This window comes from Aestuariivita boseongensis, assembly GCF_001262635.1.
Classification (GTDB): domain Bacteria; phylum Pseudomonadota; class Alphaproteobacteria; order Rhodobacterales; family Rhodobacteraceae; genus Aestuariivita; species Aestuariivita boseongensis.
The window spans coordinates 1-19,654 of the sequence record NZ_JXYH01000039.1; the positions used below are offsets into that span (position 1 = coordinate 1).

General features: G+C 63.2%; 14 protein-coding genes. 9 read left to right on the top strand and 5 right to left on the bottom strand.

The annotated features are described in order from the left end of the window. From TR61_RS14045 to TR61_RS14065, 5 genes are all read left to right on the top strand, one after another. Nucleotides 1–3,958, top strand: a 3,958-nt coding sequence (locus tag TR61_RS14045; protein WP_157440918.1) for an SDR family NAD(P)-dependent oxidoreductase, incomplete at its 5' end; no start/stop codon positions are given. Continuing rightward, nucleotides 3,951–5,123 carry a sulfotransferase family protein gene (locus TR61_RS14050; protein WP_050930929.1) on the top strand — a complete coding sequence of 391 codons (1,173 nt, stop codon included), beginning with the start codon at nt 3,951–3,953 and terminating at the stop codon, nt 5,121–5,123. The genes TR61_RS14045 and TR61_RS14050, both read left to right, overlap by 8 nt. Then, nucleotides 5,120–7,399 (top strand): efflux RND transporter permease subunit, encoded by a 2,280-nt coding sequence (locus TR61_RS14055; RefSeq protein ID WP_050930936.1) that lies wholly within the window; start codon nt 5,120–5,122, stop codon nt 7,397–7,399. Before TR61_RS14050 ends, TR61_RS14055 begins: the two co-directional genes overlap by 4 nt. Then, entirely contained in the window at nt 7,399–8,193 is a 795-nt protein-coding gene (locus TR61_RS14060; protein ID WP_050930937.1) for an outer membrane lipoprotein-sorting protein, read from the top strand. The genes TR61_RS14055 and TR61_RS14060 overlap by 1 nt, the downstream gene beginning before the upstream one ends. A gap of 128 nt (nt 8,194–8,321) precedes the next feature. Further along, nucleotides 8,322–9,671, top strand: coding sequence for a hypothetical protein (locus tag TR61_RS14065; RefSeq protein ID WP_157440919.1), 1,350 nt, complete (start codon nt 8,322–8,324; stop codon nt 9,669–9,671). 39 nt (nt 9,672–9,710) lie between these two features. Here TR61_RS14065 and TR61_RS14070 read toward each other — a convergent pair whose 3' ends face one another. Both TR61_RS14070 and TR61_RS14075 read right to left on the bottom strand, forming a co-directional pair. Next, nucleotides 9,711–10,670, bottom strand: a complete 960-nt coding sequence (locus TR61_RS14070) for a glycosyltransferase family 2 protein (protein ID WP_172676983.1) — start codon at nt 10,668–10,670, stop codon at nt 9,711–9,713. A 20-nt stretch (nt 10,671–10,690) separates the two neighbouring features. Further along, complete coding sequence (locus tag TR61_RS14075) at nt 10,691–12,034, bottom strand: condensation domain-containing protein (protein ID WP_342669438.1); 1,344 nt, start codon at nt 12,032–12,034, stop codon at nt 10,691–10,693. A 251-nt stretch (nt 12,035–12,285) separates the two neighbouring features. Between TR61_RS14075 and TR61_RS14080 the strand changes: the two genes are divergently transcribed. Next, the gene (locus tag TR61_RS14080) at nt 12,286–13,560 is read left to right on the top strand and encodes a lipopolysaccharide biosynthesis protein (RefSeq protein ID WP_050930945.1); all 1,275 of its coding nucleotides are present in this window, start codon (nt 12,286–12,288) and stop codon (nt 13,558–13,560) included. Between the two features lie 63 nt (nt 13,561–13,623). Next, the gene (locus tag TR61_RS14085; protein ID WP_050930948.1) at nt 13,624–13,953 is read left to right on the top strand and encodes a TfoX/Sxy family protein; all 330 of its coding nucleotides are present in this window, start codon (nt 13,624–13,626) and stop codon (nt 13,951–13,953) included. Between the two features lie 18 nt (nt 13,954–13,971). On the opposite strand, the gene ndk is transcribed toward TR61_RS14085, so the two are convergent. After that, nucleotides 13,972–14,394, bottom strand: a complete 423-nt coding sequence (gene ndk / locus TR61_RS14090; RefSeq protein WP_050930950.1) for a nucleoside-diphosphate kinase — start codon at nt 14,392–14,394, stop codon at nt 13,972–13,974. 576 nt (nt 14,395–14,970) lie between these two features. Here ndk and TR61_RS14095 point away from each other — a divergent pair. Further along, a complete protein-coding gene (locus tag TR61_RS14095) occupies nt 14,971–16,815 on the top strand; it encodes an ABC-F family ATP-binding cassette domain-containing protein (protein WP_050930951.1) in 1,845 nt (614 codons plus the stop codon). 165 nt (nt 16,816–16,980) lie between these two features. Beyond that, nucleotides 16,981–17,562 (top strand): retropepsin-like aspartic protease family protein, encoded by a 582-nt coding sequence (locus TR61_RS14100; RefSeq protein WP_050930952.1) that lies wholly within the window; start codon nt 16,981–16,983, stop codon nt 17,560–17,562. A 78-nt stretch (nt 17,563–17,640) separates the two neighbouring features. Here TR61_RS14100 and TR61_RS14105 read toward each other — a convergent pair whose 3' ends face one another. Then, complete coding sequence (locus TR61_RS14105) at nt 17,641–18,105, bottom strand: DNA polymerase III subunit chi (protein WP_050930954.1); 465 nt, start codon at nt 18,103–18,105, stop codon at nt 17,641–17,643. A gap of 4 nt (nt 18,106–18,109) precedes the next feature. Then, nucleotides 18,110–19,588, bottom strand: a complete 1,479-nt coding sequence (locus TR61_RS14110; RefSeq protein ID WP_050930957.1) for a leucyl aminopeptidase — start codon at nt 19,586–19,588, stop codon at nt 18,110–18,112. Nucleotides 19,589–19,654: the final 66 nt, after the last annotated feature.

Genomic DNA, 19,654 nt, shown 5'->3' on the forward strand with positions numbered 1-19,654 from the left:
TCCGGATGGCAAGCCCTGGGTTGTCATCGGCCGGCCCGGATCGGATGAGGCTGCATTGCTCAAGGCGCTGGCCGCGCGCGGGGTTGATGCGCGGCTTCTGGATCGCGCCACGCTGGCCGGTGGTCTGTCGGACGCGCTGGATGAGGCGCTGGGCGATGAGATGGCCGATGGCGCCATCGGCGGGCTGATCTATGCCCCCGCGCTAGATCTGCCCGTGGCCCAAGACAGCACCTCACCCGACGCTCTTTTCGATCCGATCAACGCCATCGTCAGCGACCTGATCGCGCTGGGCGATTTCGTCGAATATCACCGCGCCAGCGAAGCCGGGCTTGCCCGCGTCGTTGTCCTGACCAGCGGAGCCTATCCGGATGCAGGCGCTTGGGCCCCGGCCCGCGCCTTGGCGCAATCGCCGGTGCTGGCGGTCACGCGGGTTCTGGCCTCGGAACTGCCGGAATATGATATCCGCCATGCCGATATCGCGCCCGATGCCGAAGACGCGATGGAGGCGCTGGCCGATTACGCGCTCTCGGACACGACGGAAACCGAGGTGCTGTTCACCGATGGCGGACCCCTTGCCCCACGCCTGCAAAAGGTCGAAGGCGATGCCCTTGATCCGCGCATCCTGACCGTTGACAACACGACGCACGACACCAATTTCCACGCCACCATGCGCCAGCCCGGTGCGATCGACGATATCGACCTTTGGGAGCTGCCGCAGGAACCGCTGGGCCCCGATCAGGTGCGCGTGCGCATCGCCGCCGTGGGCCTGAATTTCCGCGATATCATGGCGGTGACCGGGCTGCTTCCGGCCGAAGCCGAACCCGATCCGGCCTGGCAGAACCTGGGCCTTGAATTCGGCGCCGTTGTGGATGCCGTGGGCGAAAATGTCACCGGTTTCAAACCCGGCGACCGGGTGATGGGCATGCAGCGCCGCTGCCTGCAGCGCTTCATGGTGCTGGACCCGATCGCGCTCACGCGCGTGCCTGACCACATCTCTCTGGAAGAGGCGGCGACGATCCCCTCGGCCTTTGCCACGGCGCATTATGCGCTGAACCATGTGGGCCGGATGCAAGCCGGTGAGCGTGTCTTCATCCACGTGGCCACGGGCGGCGTCGGCACCGCGGCGGTACAGCTGGCCCAGGCGGCGGGGGCCGAGATTTTCGCCACCGCGGGCAATCCGAAGAAACGCAGGATCCTGAAGGATCTGGGCGTGCCCCATGTGATGGATTCACGATCGCTGAAATTTGCAGATGACGTCACGCGCATCACGAAGGGCGCCGGTGTGGATGTACTTCTGAACTCCCTGCCCGGCGATTACATCACCAAGGGTCTTGATATCATGGCCCCTTATGGCCGTTTCCTCGAGATCGGCAAGCGCGATGTCTATGCCGACAGCGCGGTGGGCATGAAGGCCCTGCGCAAGAACGTGACGCTGGCGGTGCTGGATCTGGCCGCCATGGGCCAGGAACGGCCCGAGCTTCTGGCCCGCCTGATGGCCGAGCTGGCCGACAAATTCGCCAATCGCGGCCTTGCCCCCCTGCCCCTGACCACCTTCCCGATCGGCCGGATCGGCGACGCGTTCCGCTTCATGAGCCAGGCGCGCCATGTGGGCAAGGTTGTGGTCACCCTGGATGAGCCGCAATTCCGCATCCGCCGCGATGCGAACCGGCCCGTGACGCTGGACCGGGGCGCATCCTATCTGGTCACCGGCGGCACGGGCGGCTTTGGCCTGACCATCGCCGATTGGCTCAGCCGAGCGGGTGCGGGCAAGCTGTATCTGGCCTCACGGTCGGGCACGGTTGGCCCGGAAGACCAGCCGCGCCTTGACGCGATCACAGCGCGCGGCACGCAGGTCGAGGCGATCTCGCTTGATATCACGGATGCCGAAGCGACGCAGGCATTCGTTGCCAAGGCCGCAAAGGGCGACAGCCCCCTGCGCGGCGCGATCCACGCGGCTGCCGTGATCAAGGATGGCTTCATCACCCAGCTGACGCCCGACATGATCAGCGACGTCTTGCGCCCCAAGGTGCTGGGCGGCTGGGCGCTGCATCAGGCCTTTGCGCAGGCGGGCGTTCAGCCCGACTTCCTGGTCGGGTTTTCCTCCATCGCGCAGGTGATCGGATCGGGCGGTCAGGCGAACTATGTGGCCGCCAACGCCTTTCTTGAGGCGCTGGCCGCCTATCGCCGGTCCCAAGGCCAGGCCGGCACAGCGATCAATTGGGGCGCCATGGCGGAATCGGGTTTTGTCGCCCGGAACGAGGGGCTTGCGAATTACCTTGAATTCGTGGGGCTTGCGGGGCTGACCGATGCCGACACCGACAAGGGCATGGAAATCGCCCTGTCGCGCGATATCGGGCAATTCGTCTATGCCAATGTGGACTGGGCGCAGCTGGGTCAGGCCAACCGCGCCTTGGGCCGCAGCGCCCGGTTCGCGCCGATGCTGCAGAAAGACAGCGGCGGCAATACCGAGGTCCGCGCGCGATTGATGACGCTATCGGGCGATGCATTGCTGGAGGCCGCGAAAGACTTCATCGTCGATGAAGTCAGCAGCGTTCTGAAAGTCGATGCCAGCGCGATCCAGACCGACCGGCAGATGAGCGAGCTGGGCCTTGATTCCCTGTCCTCTTTCGAGCTGAAAATGCGCGTGGAATCCGCGCTGGACGTCATGTTGCCCGTGTCGAAATTCCTGCAGGCGCCGTCGATCGACGAACTGGCCGCGCTCTTGTCCGATGAGGTCACCAGGATGGTCGCGGCCGAGGCGGCGGCGGCTTCTGCCACCGATCAGGTGGATGGCACCGGCGAAAGCGGTGGGCCGGCCCGGCAGGTCGTGCTGGCCTCGAACGCGCAGATTGGTACCATTTCCACAACGCTTGCCCCGATGTCGTCGCGGGATGCGAAGGCTGGGATGAAACACAGCGTAGCCGTGAAACTGCCCAAAGGCACAGAGCGGACGGATGCCGAAAAGGCCCTGGCCAAGCTGCTGCGCCGCCACCCGATGCTGCGCGCACAGGTCACCGGCGACAGCGACACTGGCGCGCTGGGCTTTGACGCGGAATACAGCCTGCAAACCGGTGATGGAGCGCAGCCGCTGGATGTGGCGCAGGGCGAGCTGTTCCGCGCCTCCTTGGCGGGATCGCGGATCATCCTGCAGATGCATGACGCGGTGGCCGACGCGGCCTCTGCCCGCCTGCTGGCAGACGAACTGAAGGCGCTGATGGCGGGCACTGATCTGCCACGCGCCGCGACCGCGAAGACGGTCAAAGCCCTGCCCGCGCGCCTGCGCTATGACCCGGAAAGCCCGCAGGGGCAAAGGGATCGGTCGTTCTTTTACTACACGCTGGCCGATGGGGCCGCTCAGGTGCCCTTCGCCACGCGCACGCGCCCGCTTCTGCCCGCCAGCCTGGGCCGCGATCACGGACCTGCGGGCGTGGTGACGGGCTCCTGCCCCAAAACCAGCGAGGCCGAGGCGATGACCGCCCTTGCCCTGGCCCTGCGCGCCGCCACTCATAGCGGAGGCAATGTGCTGATGGCGCGCGTCGCCCGCGCCACGGCGCTTTTGCCCAATGCGCCCTGTGCCGGACCCTTCAGCCTGACACAGCCTGTGCTTGTCCGACCCGCCTCTGCCGATCCTCTGGCCCGGATCAAGCTGGAGCGTACACTGGCCGCAATCGGCGACCACCCCAGTTTCGACAGCTACAGCGCAACGGATGTGTTTGCCGACTGGTTCGACAAATGGGGCGTCACACCCTTCCAGATCGCGTTCCAAAGCTGCACCGGCACCGATCTGAAACAGCCCATCACAGGCACCCGGCACGACCTGCTTCTGCAGATGGCAGGCACGAAATACCGGCTGATCTATGATGCGGATGTTGTGACGGAAGATGAGGTCGCTGCGATCACCAGCGGGTTGGAAGAGGCGTTGAACCACACGCAAAACGCCGCGCTGTCCGATGCCTGACGACCCTTCGCTGCCGCGTCTTGATCCGAAAGACTATGGCTATGGCCGGTTCGCACCCCGGATCTGGCACGGCATGACCTTTCAAAGCCTGGCCCGCCTTCTGCGCGGCAATCTGGGCCGGATCACACCCGATCGCTATGGCGTGGTGGCCTCGGCCCTGGTGCTCAGCCTGGGGAACTCGTTTCTCAAGGCGGTCAGCGACCTGATCTATGGCCGGCGTCTGGCGCGGGTCAGGATCGACCCCGACCCGGTTTTCATCCTGGGCTATTGGCGGTCGGGCACGACCTGGCTGAACCAGCTTCTGGCCTGCGATCCCCGCTTTGCCTCGCCCACCGGGCTGCAGGTCTTCATGCCGGACGGGTTTCTGGTGGCGCGCTGGGGCATCAAGCCTTTCGTGGGCAAATGGCTTCCGGAAACGCGGCCCATGGACAATGTCGCCCTGACCGTCGACACCGCCGAGGAGGACGAGGTCGCCCTTGCCATCAGCGGCGCGCCCTCCATCCTCAGATCCGCGGCTTTTCCGGGTCACGAGGTATCCGACGCGGCCCCCTTTCTGAGCGATCTCAACCCGCAGGCCCGCGCCAGATGGGCGCACCATTGGGACGCCTTTCTGAGGAAGGTTCAGTTCGTGAACCCCTCGAAATGGCTGCTTCTCAAGTCACCGGGTCATACCACGCGCCTGCCGGAAATCCTCAGGCGTTTTCCGAACGCGCGCTTCATCTATATCACGCGCGATCCCTACAAGATCCTGCAATCCGCAACAAAAACGCGTTTGGCGCTGTCGGCCACGCAGGGCCTGTCCAGCGGCGGGTTGGATCCCGATGACGCCGCGCGGGAAAGTTTTCGTCGCTTCCGCGCCTTTCACGACAAGTTTTTCGACGATCAGCACCTTATCCCGCAAGGCTCCCTGTCTTTCGTGAAATACGAAGACCTGCGGGAAAACCCCGTCGCTGAAATGCGTCGCATCTATGACGAGCTTGGGCTTGGTGGGTTCGACACGCTGGAGCCCCGCCTGCGCGGGTATCTTGACAGTCTCAAGGGATATCAGACCAACAGCTACACACTTGACCCGAAGCTGGAAGAGCGGATCTGGCACGAAGCACGGGCCTATTTCGACCGCTTCGGCTATCAGCGGCTGACCGACCGCCCAGAGGTGCCTGCGTGAGCGCAGCCGACCGTATCACGGCCTGGATTTTCGCCAGCCAGAAGGGGCTTCTTGTCACGATATTGCTGCTGTTTCTGGCGCTGATCGCAGGGCTCCCGCATCTGCGCTTTGGCGATGACAACCGGAATTTCCTTGGGGCTGGCAACGCGGATTACCTGCAGATCCAGAAGATCGAAGACGCTTATGCGCAATCGACCACCACGATGATCATGGTGATCCCGCCCGAAGGCACCGCGTTTGAGCCCGCCACTCTGGACGCGCTGCGCCGGATGACCACCGACAGCTGGCAGACGCCTTATGTCCTGCGCGTGGATTCAGCGGTGAATTACAGCCATTCCTATGCCGAAGGCGAAGACATCATCGTCGAACCCCTGCTGGAGGAAGATGTCGATGTCACGCCAGAGATGGCCGCGCGTTTCGCCGATATCGCACCCGGCTCGGACGAGCTGGTCAATCGCCTGATCGCCGCCGATGGTCGGGCTTACGGGATCAGCATCGACGTCGTCCTGCCCGATGGCGTACCCGAAGCACGGCGCGACGTGGCGGATTTTCTGGCCGGCCAGCGTGCGGAATGGGCCGCGGATTATCCCGGGTTCGAATTTCGCAGCACCGGCAGCGTGCTGGGCGGCCTGACGCTGGCCCAGGCCGCGCGGGACGATGCGATCACGCTGGTGCCCCTGGCCTTTGTGGCAGCCATTGCGCTTCTGGCGTTGTTCATCCGCTCGGCCCGCGCGGTGATCGCCAGCACGCTGATCGTGGGGGCCGCCACATTGGCCACCTTCGGGGTCGCGGGATGGCTGGGCATCCAGCTGACCGCCGGGACGGCAATCAGCCCCTTGGCGGTGATGGTGCTGACCTCGGCCTCCTGCGTGCACATGACCCTGGCCTGGATCCGCGAGCGTGAAACGGACGATCCGCACCCGGCCACCCTGCGCGCACTCAGCACCAATCTTGCGCCCATTACCGTGGCCACGGTGACCACCGCCATCGGATTTCTGGGCCTGAACTTCGCCGATTCCCCGCCCCTGCGCGAGATGGGCGATATCGTGGCCATCGGACTGATCTTCGGGCTGGCGGCCGTCTTTGTCGTCCTGCCCTTCACACTGGCCCGCGCCGCACCCGGCAGCCCTGCGCCCAAAACCCTTCTGAACCATGCCATGATGGAGGGGCTTGCGCACCGCGTTCTGGCCACCCGCATGGTCTGGCTGATCGTCTTTCCGGCGGTGATCGCCGTGTCGATCCTGGGCATCACCCGCATCGGCTTTGACGACAACATGCTTCGCTATTTCGACGATCGGTATGAATTCCGCCGCGACACCGATGCCGTGCAGGAGCGTCTGACCGGTCTGGACAGCCTGACCTTTTCCTTTGAAGTCCCCGACGGCAGCGTGTTCGAACCCGGATTTCTGCGCGATATCGACCGCTTTACGCTCTGGCTGAAGGAGCAGGAACACGTCGTCTCGGTCAGCTCGATCACTGACATCATCAAGCGCATGAACAAATCCATGAGCGCCGATGACCCTGCAGAAAACCGCATTGCCAACAGCCGCGAAGCCAATGCCCAGCTGATGATGTTCTATGAGCTGTCCCTGCCCATCGGGCTGGACCTGAACACCCAGATCGACGTGAGCCGCCTGCAAACCCGCGTCACCGCCTTCATCCGCTCCGAACACAGTGAAAACCTGCGCACCCTCGCCCGCGAGGCTGAGGTCTGGATGGCCCAGAACACCCCCGACACCGAGGCCATCGCAGGGGGGTACTCCATCGCCTTCGCGCGCATCACCGAACGCAACAACCGCCAGATGCTGGTTGGCTTGGGCGTGGTGCTGGCGCTGGTTTCGCTGATCCTGATGCTGACCCTGCGCGATGTGAAAATGGGTGCGATCAGCCTTGTGCCCAATCTGGTGCCCGCGCTGATGGCCTTCGGGATCTGGGGCATCACCTTTCAGGACGTCAATCTGGGCTCGACCGTCGTGACCACCATGACCTTCGGCATCGTCGTGGACGACACCGTGCATTTCCTGATGCATTATCTCGCGCGCCGAAAACGCGGGGAACCGCCGCAAGAGGCCATGGCGCACACCTTTTCCGTCGTGGGCGCGGCCATCATCATAACGTCAATTGCTTTGATCGTGGGATTTGCGATCATGGCGCTGTCGGGCTTTGCGATTAATCAGCATATCGGGGCCCTGACCGCCATTGTCATCGGCTTCGCCCTTCTGGCCGACCTGTTGTTGTTGCCGGCCGTGTTGCTCAGGTTTGAAAGGACATCTTGATGCGTTTCTCTGGTCTTCTCTCTGCCGCCCTTGCTGCGCTGCTTTTCGTCTCTCCGGCCCTGGCCGAGACGGCCGAGGAAAAGGGATACCGGATTTCCCGTCAAAGCGCAGATACCGAGACCGGCTTTCGGGACATGAGCGTCGAGGGCGAGATGATCCTGTACAGCGCCCGCGGCAGCACCAGCACGCGGCGCTTTACCTCGCGCACGGTGGAAAATGACGACAATCAGGGCTCAAGGTCGCTGCTGATCTTCGATTGGCCCGGCGATATCCGCAATACCGCGCTGCTGACCCATTCCTTTGACAGCGCGCGCGACGATCAATGGCTGTACCTGCCCGCCGTGCGCAAGGTGCGGCGCATTTCTTCCTCGGGGCGGTCGGGCGCCTTTGTGGGCAGCGAGTTCGCCTATGAAGACATGCTGGATCAGAATGTGGATGAATTCACCCATGTCTGGCAGCGGACCGAACCCTGCCCCAACGCGCCGGGTGCCTGCGATGTGATCGACCGGCAGTCGAAAAACAGCTCAAGCTATTCGCTGCAGCGGGTCTGGATCGACCAGACCGACAACCGCACCCGGGTCATCCAGTATTTCGACCGCCGGGGCGCGCATCTGAAAACACTGACCATCTCGGATTACCAGAAATACAACGACGCCTATTGGCGGCCTGCGCTGATGGATATGACCAACCACCTCACCGGCAAGCGGACCGAGCTGAAATGGAGCAATTACCGCTTCGACACGGGCGTGAACCCGACCGAATTCACACCCAACGCATTGCGCAATATTCGTTGAAAACCAGTTAAATCTGGTGATTTTCGGGCACAGTCCGGTGTTATGTGCCACTGTTGCGTCATGCGTTCTTGAAGCGTGGGCTGAAATGGCCTTCTGGTAGGCGCAACAACGCGGGGGCGATGGGTAAAATGACAGGCACAAAGACAACCTCCCTTTTCTGCGCGCTGGCGCTGCTGGCCCAACCGGCCTTTGCACAAAGCGCGCCAGAGATCTCGGGCCAGGTGGATATCGGGGCACGCTATTTCTTTGATGACGGGCTCTATTCCGGGCAATCGACCTCCGGGGCCTATGGCTTCGTGGGCTTCTCGCTGGAAGGCGGGTTCGGGCTTGGCAATGGCGAGGTGGCCTTCGCCCTGTCCGGTCTGGCCGAAGATACCAATGGCCGCTCTTACGCCAATATCGGCCGGCTCTATTACCGCGAGGTTTTCGACGGCTGGGATGCGCTGGCAGGCATCAACACGGAAAACTGGGGCGTGGCGGAAAGCCGGTCGCTTCTGAACGTGATGAATCCGCGCGACAATTCCGATCCCATCGCGGGCAGCGGGCTTTTGGGCACGCCGATGGTGAACGTGAATGTGTACACCGATTACGGCACGTTCAGCGTCTATGCGCTGACCGGGTTCGTGGAACCCAATTACGGCGGCATGGAATCGCGCTTCCGCTCCCCCATCATCCCGGACTATGACAACCCGATTTTCGAGGAAGGCGACAAGCGCCACCTGGATTACGCGCTGCGCTATTCGCACAGCTTCTCGCTGGGTCAGGGTGCGCTGGATGTGTCGGCCTCGTATTTCTCGGGCACCGACCGCAACGCGGTGTGCAGCGCAACGGGAACGGGCGCCAGCAGCTGCTATGACGCGGTCGTCACTGCACTGGGCGCACCGCCCGGCGCACCTGCCGCGGGGGCCAGTGCTGATGAATTCTGGGCCTGGATGGCTGCCAATGCAACCGATGCTCTGGTGTCGGGCGCGTCCGCCACGCCCGTCCCCGGCCTGCGCGCGCTCTATCAGAAGATCGACCAGGTCGGCCTTTCGGCGGTTTACACCCACGAGGATCTTCAGCTGCGATTGGAAGCGATCAACCGGCAGGTGTCGGGCGGCGATTACTTTGCCGCCATCGTGGGCGGTGATTACACCTGGAACAACATCGCGGGCGGCCCCGGATCGCTGAGCGTGGCGGTCGAATACCTGTATGACGACCGCTCAAGCGCACAGGGCATCCCGATTTTCGAAGACGACGTGTTCCTGGGCCTGCAATACCGCTTTAACAACCGGCTGGATTCCACGATCAATCTCAGCATGTTCCACGATCTGTCCAGCTCGGCCAAGCTGTATCGTCTGGGTGTCAGTTCCCGGATAACCGACCGCCTTGGGGTCGAGTTGAATGCAAGCTCGGTCGAGACCGACGGCTGGAACGATCCGCTGGCCTTTATCGGCAAAGACGATTTCTTCGAACTGAAGCTGTCGACCTATTTCTGAGCGGCTGGCGGGGGGATCACCCCCCCCGCGCAACCGTGGTCACGACGCGTTGGCCACCCTGCTGTCCTGACCGACCAACGCATGCAGCTCGGACAGCTGCGCCTTTTCGGTCGGGCTCATCGAGAACGCGGTCAGACCCGGGACATCCAGAACCTGTCGCACGAATTCAACGCGATCTTCGTCAAGGATCCGTTCATGGCTGATGCAGGTGAAATGCATCAGTCCAAACCGAAACTGGCGGAAGGCTTCCAGCAGAAGCGGGCGATCCGACATTTTCGTTTCCATCTCCTCTGCGACCCCGGCCATGACAGTCAACAAGCGGAAATGGTTTCGGGATGGGGTGCGCAGAATGGATTTGCTGTGTTTGCGGTAGGTGATCAGCGTCTCGGGCGTGGTGCGGATCAGCTGCGCCATGGCCAGCGCCTTGAAATGGATCGGCAGATCCTCATAGATCCCCGGCTCGAAAATCAGCGCGTGTTCCAGAACGAAGGCGCGGCGGAACAGCTTGCGCCATGCGGGCGGGCGTAGATACATCAAATAGGCGATATCGGCGTCACCTGATGGCTGGGTCCAGTCGGGCATGTGATCCGTGGCATATGTGCCCGCATCCGCCTTCGCGATGAATTGCCCGGCATCCTGATCATAAATGCGCAGATCATGGATACAGATATCGACCGGATCGGTGCCAATGACCTGCCGCCAGGTTTCATGGGCTTGCGGCATCAACATGTCATCGCCATCCATGAAGAACACGTAATCGCCCTGCGCCAGTTCCAGCCCGCGGTTGCGTGTTGGCCCCAGGGTCAGGTTCTGTTCATTCTCCAGCACGATTACATTGTCGTGCCGGGCTTCAAACTCGCGCAACCACTCAATCGATCCATCCTGAGAGGCATCATCCACAACGATAATCTCAAACAGGGGCACCGTCTGCGTCACCAGCGACTGCACCGCTTCCTTGATGTAATCCAGTTGCTTGTAAGACGTTACAATCACGGACATGTTTGGCGAATTTGCCATGCTCAAAGCTCCTCAAGTCTTTCGCGTAGCGCGTTTTTCAAATCATTCAGCTCAAATTCAGAAAAAGACGCCGCATCGGCGCCGAAACTTACCATCGGCCCATCCGGGGATTCCTCCAGGCTCAGCTGCAATTCCGCATCCGTATGCGCCTGCGGTTCCAGATCCAGCTTGCGCACCCGGATATGGCCAAAGGACATCTCGCCATGCCGGCTGGCCGACAAGAGCTTGGCAAGGTCCGAGGATTTCATCCGTCCCTGCGCCTCGGGGATGTGCACGAAGAATTGCAGGCGCTGGCGCCCGGCCTGTTCAAAGGCGCGATGGACCGCGCCATTAGGGCCCATCATCGCCTTGCTGGGCAGGAAAGCAGCGGCCGTGCGGATCTTGTCCTGAACGCGCAGGGCGTTGTCTTTCAGCGCCTTGCCGCGTGCACCGCGATAGTTCAGCGGCATCAGCCACATCGCAGCCCCCACGAAATTGCGCAGCGCCGGATCAAGCCGGCCCGAGACCGAACAGAGGATCAGTTCCTCTTCCCCCGCTGCCTGGCAAAGCACATCGCCAAACCCCGCATAGAGTACCGAAAAAGGCGTTACCCCTGCCCTGCCCGCCCGCTCTGCCAGATCGGCGAATTCGACGCTGTCCAGAACACCGCTTAACCCGATGGTCCGCGCCACTTGCGGGCCCGGCACCGTAGGCAACCCCTTGGCATGGCGGCCCAGATCGGGTGGCGGCGCCATGGGCAACAGCTCGCGTTCCCAAAACGCCTGCGCCTCAGGCGCTTCGCGGCGCAGCTGGCGTTCGACATACTGGACGTAATCGGCATGGCTGACCGGGCGTTGCAAGATCGGCATGTTCAGCAGCAGTTTGAACAGCTCTTCACCCAGAAGGATCGCGCCGAACCCGTCGATGATGGCGTGGTGGGCGCGCATCAACACAACATCGCCCCGCGCCCCGAAACGCATCAGGATGATCTGGAACAGCGCATCCGACGTGATCGGCATGGGTGCTTTGGCGCGGGCCTGCAGGATGCGGTCAAACTCGGCATCCGAGACATCGCCGATTTCTTCCACCACCAGACCTGTGGGATGTGTATCGGGGATCACCGCATGCCAGCTGCCGCTCTCTTCCACCATCCGCAGGCGCAGCGTGTCATGGCGCGCCACCAGCTTGTCGAAGGCACGCCGCGCCCGCCGCAGGTCTGCCGAAGGGGTGATCAGTTGCGCGAAGCGGATCAGGTTTCGATCCTGAAAGACATCGGACGTCTCAGGATCGCTACAGGTCACGGCCATGCGCTGCTGCCACGAGGACAGCGGTAGCCGCTGCACCTTGTGTGGTTTCACCCCTGTCACACACCCACTCCGGTTTTGCCAGTCAGCCTGGCTTGCTCCCTTGTTTCGTTTCTAATTGAGGGGCGTGCCATATCCAAGGAAAATGGCCCCGAAAGTACCGCGACGGGCCGTGATTTCGATCTTAATATGGCCTTCCCGCGCGCACTGCCGCAAACTGCGGCACAGGGAACGGCAAACAGGGGCGCCTTGGGGTGGCACAGAATTCACGACCGGCTCACCGTGGACAGACGCGCCCGGCTTTTCTGACAAGTATGGCCGGCAGCGTAACGCTTGCGGTGCAGATCCTGGCCGCGATCGTGCTGATGCCCATCCTGCTGCCGCATCTGGGTCTGGGCGGGCTTGGGCTGTGGCTCATGTCGGTCAGCCTGATGGGCCTGACGAATGTTCTCAGCGTCGCGCTCAGTGGCGGGGTGGTGACGGCACTGTCGCAAACGGCCGATCATGACGATGCGGAGCGCGACAGGATCAAGGGCGCGGCCATCGCCGCCAGCATGATCACCTCCGGGGTCATCGCCACGCTGGCCCTGCCGCTTGTCACGCTTGTGGATTGGCACGCCGCGCTGGCCCCCGGCCCCGACCTGACGCCTGAAGATACCCAACGCAGCATTCTGGCATTGGCGATGGTGATCGCGCTGACGCTGCCCTTGCAGTTGCCGAAAGCCATGCTGCTGGGTCTCTCACGTGGCTATATCGGGCATATGGCCGAACTGCTGGGGGCCGTCGGGGGCAGTTTGTTCGTCATCCTCGCAATCGGGCTGGGCCAGCCGATCTGGGTTCTGGTTCTGCTTTTCGGGCTGACCCGGTTGCTGTGCATCTTCGCCATCGGAACGCTGGCTCTTTACCGGACAGGCATGCGGTTCTGGGCACCGGATTTCGCACATTTGAGTACCGCCCGCTGGATCTGGCAACAGGGCGGACGGCTGGGGGTCAGTCAGCTGGCCTCATCGGCGATGAACCCGGCCGATATGCTGCTGATCGGGCTGCTTCTGGGCACCGCAAGCAACGCAGCCTTTGGCGCGATCCAGCAGATCATGCTGCTTCCGTCCTTCTTTACCATGATCATCGGCGCGGCCTTCTGGCCGGTCTTTGCCCGGGATTTTGCCGACGGGCGGTTGGAAGCCTTGCGCGCCACGCTGCGCAACACCCTGCTGGCGGCGCTGGTCGGCACGGCGATCTATGGGCTGGTGGCCGGGCTGATGATGGAGCAAATCCTGCTGTTCTGGCTGCGCGAGGAGATCGCGATTCCGCCCCTCGTCGTCCCGGCGCTGGCATGCTGGGCGGTGCTGTCCTCGGGGCTGGCGATCGGCGTGATCTTGCTGCGCGCCATGGGGCGGACGCGGTTTCTGATGATCACCATGGTGGCCGCGCTGGCCGCCAAGATCCTTCTGGCGCTGATCCTGCTGCCCCGGTTCGGCCCGGCGGGCGCAACACTTGCCACGCTGATGGCAAGCCTGGCGCTGGTGGTTCTGCCGATGTTTCTGCGCCTGCCCGGTGCCCTGCGCGCACCCCGTACCCGAACCACGTAAGGAAAGCGCGGGCCGCAGGTTTTCGCGATGGATCGGCGGGCGGGCGGGCGATAGGGTGCGTGTATGTCTGACCCGGTCTCCTCCATCCGCAATCTTGGCCCGGCCTATGAAGAGGCCTGCGCCCGCGCGGGCATCCATTCCGCCGAAGAGTTGCGCGCGCTTGGTGCGGATGAAGCCTATGCCCGCCTGCTCAAAACCGGCTCCAGGCCGCATTTCATTGGCTATTACGTGCTTGTGATGGGGCTGCAGGGTCGGCCCTGGAATGATTGCAAGGGCGAGGAAAAGAAGGCCCTGCGCGCCCGGTTCGACGCGATCAAGGCCCGCGCATATGACAAGGACCGCTCCGATTTCGAAGCGGCCCTTGATGCAATCGGCGTGATTGAGCGGCGCTAGGCCGCCCGACAGAGGGCGTCAGCCCACCAGTTCGATACCCGAGAAGAAATAGGCGATCTCCTGCGCGGCAGTTTCCGGTGCGTCGGAGCCGTGGACGGAGTTTTCGCCAACGCTTTCGGCAAACTCGGCGCGGATCGTGCCGGGGGCCGCATCGGCGGGGTTGGTGGCGCCCATGATCTCGCGGTTTTTGGAAATGGCGTTCTCGCCTTCCAGCACCTGCACAACGACCGGCTCCGACGACATGAATTCGCACAGCTCGTTATAGAAGGGGCGTTCGGCATGGACTTCATAGAATTTGCCGGCTTGCGCCTTGGTCATGTGAATGCGCTTTTGCGCGATGATGCGCAGGCCTGCCTCTTCGAATTTCGCGTTGATCGCGCCGGTCAGGTTGCGGCGGGTTGCGTCGGGTTTGATGATCGAGAACGTGCGTTCCAGTGCCATGTGAACTCTCCTTGAAAATAAGGGCCAGGCTGCTTGTGCAACCGGACCCGGGATTCGCTGGCGACCGGCTAGCATGGGTGGCGGGCCAAGGAAAGGGGCTGGTCTTGCGCGGTGCCACCAAATCCGGGACGAAAGGAAAAATTTCGAAATTTTTCCTGCCTGTGACCTAGTTCACAGCCTTGGGGGAATCACCGTGCTAGGAAAGAGACACAGCCAAGAACGGCGACAGTATCCAAGGACGATCCCTTGCAAACGGCCAGCACCATAGACATCACACGCACCCATCCCTCGGTTCGCGTCTGCGTTTATCGCTTTATCCTGGACGTGCTGCAAAGCGGGCACGCCATGGAAAGACAAACATACCGGTACTACTGACATCGCACATACCGGTGTGACTGACGCGGACCTTCGCGCTGTTTAACCTCCCTGACACCTGGGCCAGCATTCCAAGCGGATGCTGGCCTTTTTTCCTTCCGGCCCGCCAAGGGTGCTGACCAAGGCTTTTCGAAAAGCCTTGGCCCCGCCCGACCCATTGCGCGATTGACAGTACGCTGCGCCCACGCCACACCCGCGGCCATGTTACGGATCGACGACATCACCTATGCAATTGCCGGACGCAGGCTTTTTGACGGGGCCAGCGCCGTGATCCCCGCTGGCCACAAGGTGGGTCTTGTGGGCCGCAACGGCACTGGCAAGACCACGCTTTTCCGTCTGATCCGGGGTGAGCTTGCGCTGGAAGGCGGCGCGATCCACCTGCCCAAGGGCGCGCGCATCGGCGGCGTGGCGCAGGAAGTGCCCTCGAACGAAGTCTCCCTGCTCGACACGGTTCTGGCGGCCGATACCGAACGCGCGGCGCTTCTGGCCGAGGCCACCGAAGATCCCGCCCGCATCGCCGAGATCCAGACCCGGCTTGCCGATATCGACGCCTGGTCGGCCGAGGCGCGCGCGGCCTCGATCCTCAAGGGACTGGGCTTTGACGATCCCGACCATGCGCGCCCCTGCTCGGATTTCTCGGGCGGCTGGCGGATGCGCGTGGCACTGGCGGCGGTGCTGTTCGCACAGCCCGATCTGCTGCTGCTGGATGAACCCACGAACTATCTCGATCTGGAAGGTGCGCTCTGGCTTGAGGCCTATCTGGCGCGCTACCCCCATACGGTGATCGTGATCAGCCACGACCGGGGGCTTTTGAACCGCGCGGTGGGATCGATCCTGCATCTGGAGGATCGCAAGCTTACCTTCTATCAGGGGCCCTATGACCAGTTCGCCCGCCAGCGCGCCGAAAAGCTGGCCCAGGCCGAAGCGATGGCAAAAAAGCAGGAGGCGCGGCGGGCGCATCTGCAATCATATGTGGACCGGTTCCGATACAAGGCCGACAAGGCCAAACAGGCGCAATCGCGGCTGAAAGCGCTGGCGCGGATGGAGCCCATTACCTCGCCGCAGGAAGCGGCCCTGCGCGCCTTCACCTTTCCTGAACCCGAAGAGCTGAGCCCGCCCATCATCGCCGCTGAAGGCGTGGCGGTGGGCTATGGCGGGCCGCCGGTTCTGTCGAAGCTGTCCCTGCGCATCGACCAGGACGACCGGATTGCGCTTCTGGGCAAGAATGGCGAAGGCAAATCGACCCTGTCGAAGCTGCTGTCGGGGCGGCTTGAGAAGGAGATGGGCAAGCTTGTCACCGCCGCCAAGCTGCGCGTGGGTTATTTCGCGCAGCATCAGGTGGATGAGCTTTTCGTCGATGAAACCCCTCTGGATCACCTGCGCCGCCTGCGCCCGGGCGAAACGCCCGCGAAGCTGCGCGCGCGGCTGGCAGGTTTTGGCCTGATGGCCGAACAGGCCGATACGGTGGTGGGTCAGCTGTCGGGCGGGCAGAAAGCGCGGCTGTCGCTGCTGATCGCCACGATCGACGCGCCGCATCTGCTGATCCTGGACGAGCCGACGAACCATCTGGATATCGAAAGCCGCGAAGCGCTCGTCGAGGCGCTGACCGCCTATACCGGCGCGGTGATCCTTGTCAGCCACGACATGCATCTGCTGGAACTGGTGGCGGACCGGCTGTGGCTGGTCAAGGACGGCACCGCACGGCCCTATGACGGCGACCTGGAAAGCTATCGCCAGCTTTTGCTGGCTCGCGAGGCCCCTTCCAAAGCCAAGGCCGAGGCCCCGAAACCCAAACGTCCCGGTCGCGAGGCCCTGCTGGCGCTGAAGGCCGAGGTGCGCAAGGGCGAAGCGCGGATCGAGAAACTGAACGAGATGCGCGACAAGCTGGCCACGAAACTGGCCGACCCGTCCCTTTATGAAGAGGGGGACGCAGGCACCATCGCCACCTGGCAGAAGAAATATGCCGAGGTGATGGAAGGGCTCGACCGGGCCGAGGCGATCTGGATGAGCGCTTTGGAAAAGCTGGAAGAGGCCGAAAGCCGCTGAACCGTTGACGCCGCGATAGGCGTGGCCGTCGGATGCCGTATTTGGACAGAGAAGAAGACAGGGGACCGCGCCCTGTTTCCGTGTTGCGCGCATTATTGCCGGGACGCCATGGGAAAGGGCCGCGCGGGCCCTATATCTGACACAGGATGCGCTGGGGGTTCGCCAATGAGCGAGTATGACATCGGCAGATTGATCTTTCTGATCGTACTGGGGGGCGCGGTTGTCTTCTGGTACGTGGCCCATAACCGCCAGAGCCTGAACCGTACGCTGCAATATGCGGTGGTCTGGGGTCTGTTGTTTCTGGGCGTGATCGCGGGCGTCGGCCTGTGGGAGGATGTGCGCCACCAGATCCTGCCGCGCCAGGCCGTCTTTGCCGATCAGGGTCGGGTCGAGGTGCCGAAATCCCCCGATGGGCATTTTCACCTGACGCTTGAAGTCAATGGCGCTCCGGTGGAATTTGTCGTGGATACAGGGGCTTCGGGCGTGGTGTTAAGCCAAAGGGATGCCGCCCGCGCCGGCCTGCCGATGGAGGAACTGGTCTATCTGGGCCGCGCGCTGACCGCCAATGGAGAGGTGCGCACCGCGCCCATCCGGCTGGACAGCATGGCGCTGGGTCCGATCGTGGATCAGAACGTGCCGGCCTGGGTGAACGAAGGCGATCTGGACACCTCGCTTTTGGGTATGGCTTACCTGCAGCGCTGGGACCGGATCGAGATTACGCAGAACGCACTGGTGTTGTCGCGGTAAGCATGGCACCCGGTGGGCGGTGCGTGAAATCACGCACCCTACGGCACCCGACCCATTGATGATGTAGGGTGTGTGATTTCACGCACCCCCTGCCTCGGCCTTCTTTTCCCACCGGCCGCTTTCTTCCGACCAGTATTGCGCCGAACAGCCCGCGCTGGTGAGCGTTTTCCACTGACCGCGCGCGGTTTGAACGGCGCTCTCGTCATTGCCGTCAAACAGGATGCAGACCCGCTCCATCCGCTGCACCTCATCGGCGGCGACCTCGGCCCCGTCGATGCTCATCAGGCAGGCGGGGTCATTGGCGGCCGCGTCCAGCGTCAGAAGGATCGGCTGCAGCGCGTCATGGGGCCCTCCGGCCAGACCATGAGGCAGGAACCCCTCCTCCGGGCCAAGCCACAGCTTTTCGTCCAGCCAGCCCAGCCGCCCCGCATCGCGCCCGCGCACCGCCACGCGCCAGCCCGCCTGCCGCGCCTTGCCCAGAAGCATGGGCAGGGTCGTCTCAAGCGGCTGGCGCGTCAGGTGATAGAAGAACGCGGCGCCCATCAGGTCAGTCTTTTTCGAACCGGTCCTGCACCAGGCGGCTGAGCGACATGACCCCCCAGCCCGTGGCGCCCACCGGGGCGAAATCCGTCTCGGACTTGACCGAAGCGACGCCGGCAATGTCCAGATGGATCCAGGGGCAATCATCCTTGACGAAGCGCTGCAGGAATTGCGCGGCGGTGATCGAGCCTGCGGGCCGCCCGCCCACGTTCTTCATGTCGGCGATGCGCGATTTCAGCTGTTTGTCATAGGCTTCGCCCAGAGGCATGCGCCAGGCGCCTTCACCTTCGGTCCTAGCGGCCTTCAGGAAACCGTCGCACAGATCGTCATTGTTGGAAAACACGCCCGCGTTTTCGTGGCCCAGACCGATGATGATGGCCCCTGTCAGCGTCGCCAGGTCGATCATGCCCGCAGGCTTGAAGCGGTCCTGCGCGTACCACATCACATCGCCCAGAACCAGGCGGCCCTCGGCATCGGTGTTGATCACTTCGACGGTGTCGCCCTTCATGGACGTCACCACATCGCCCGGCCGCGTGGCATTGCCCGAGGGCATGTTTTCCACCAGTCCCACAAGCCCCACCACATTGGCCTTGGCATTGCGCAGCGCCAGCGCGCGCATGGTGCCCGCGACAACGCCCGCGCCGCCCATATCCATGGTCATGTCTTCCATGCCGCCCGCCGGTTTCAGCGAAATGCCCCCGGTGTCAAAGACCACGCCCTTGCCCACCAGCGCCAGCGGAGCGTCGCCCTTCGCGCCGCCTTTCCACTGCATCACCACAACCTTCGACGGGCTGTCCGATCCCTGCCCCACGCTCAGCAGCATGTGCATGCCCAGTTTTTTCAGGTCTTTTTCCTCGAGAACTTCGACCTCAAGGCCCAGCTTCGACATCTCTGACAGGCGCTCGGCAAAGCTGGTGGTGGTCAGCACATTGGCCGGTTCATTGACCAGATCGCGGGTCATGGCGACGCCTTCGGCCACGGCCAGCAGCGGGGCCGCGGCGGCCTTGACGTCCTCGTGACGGGTGGAGAGGATAGTGACGGGACCGGCGTCCTTGCCATTCTCGTCAGCGGTTTTATGCGTCTCGAACGTGTAATCGCGCAGGGCGATGCCCATGGCGATCTCTTCCGCGCGGGGGCGGCTTCCGGCAAAGACCGTCAGCGCCGATTTGCCTTTCAGCTTGCCCAGGGCCGCACCGGCCTTGCGCGCCTCGTTCGCCGTGGGACGGTTGGGCAGGACCAGCACATCCAGCGCCTCGGCCGCCATGCCGGCGGGCCAGGCCAGGGTCTTCACCTCACCGGATTTCGCCTTTTCGAACCCCTTGCTTTCCACCAGCCGCGCCACGGCACCCTTGGTCAGCCGGTTGGCCCGGCGCGCGGCCTGATCCAGCTTGCCATCGGGTGTCACGCAGACCGCCACGCGGCCTTCCGCTTCGGCCATGGTTGCAAGGTCCAGCGCTGCGAATGTGATCTTGGTGGGTTGGCTCATTCCGTCTCACTCCTGTTGGTGCTTGGCCAAAGACCTAGCCCCTTGTCCACGCCTTGACCAGAGCAT